1 protein-coding gene is annotated in these 433 nt (G+C 68.1%); it reads left to right on the forward strand.

The genetic code is table 11. The features are described from left to right. On the forward strand, positions 1–433 hold a 433-nt coding region (locus tag D7Y04_RS42800; RefSeq protein ID WP_199749834.1), incomplete at both ends, for a M4 family metallopeptidase.

Below are 433 nucleotides of genomic sequence, written 5' to 3' on the forward strand. Positions count from 1 at the left end.
ACTACAGCTCGGGCATCGCCAACCTGGCGTTCTATCTGCTCTCCCAGGGGGGCCATCACCCGAGCCATCCGGACTGGCCCTTCGTGGAAGGCATCGGCATCGAGAAGGCCGCCCGCATCTTCTACAAGGCGAACGTGGACCTCCTGACTCCGTCCTCCCGCTTCGAGACGGCGAAGGTCGCCACGGAACAGGCCGCCGCCCAGTTGGGCTACGACGCGGCGACCATCGCCTCCGTCACCGCCGCGTGGAAGGCCGTTCAGGTGGGCGTCATCATCCTGCCCCCGCTCCCTCCCCCCCTGGTTCCCAACGTCCCCGTGGTCTTCTCCGCCGCCCGTGGCGTCAAGGAGTATGCCTGGGGTGAGGTGCCCGAAGGCGCGACGAACCTGCGCTTCGCCCTGTCGGGTGGAACGGGCGACGCGGACCTCTATGTCCG

Origin of the sequence: Corallococcus sp. AB038B (assembly GCF_003668955.1) — a bacterium.
Lineage (GTDB): Bacteria > Myxococcota > Myxococcia > Myxococcales > Myxococcaceae > Corallococcus > Corallococcus exiguus.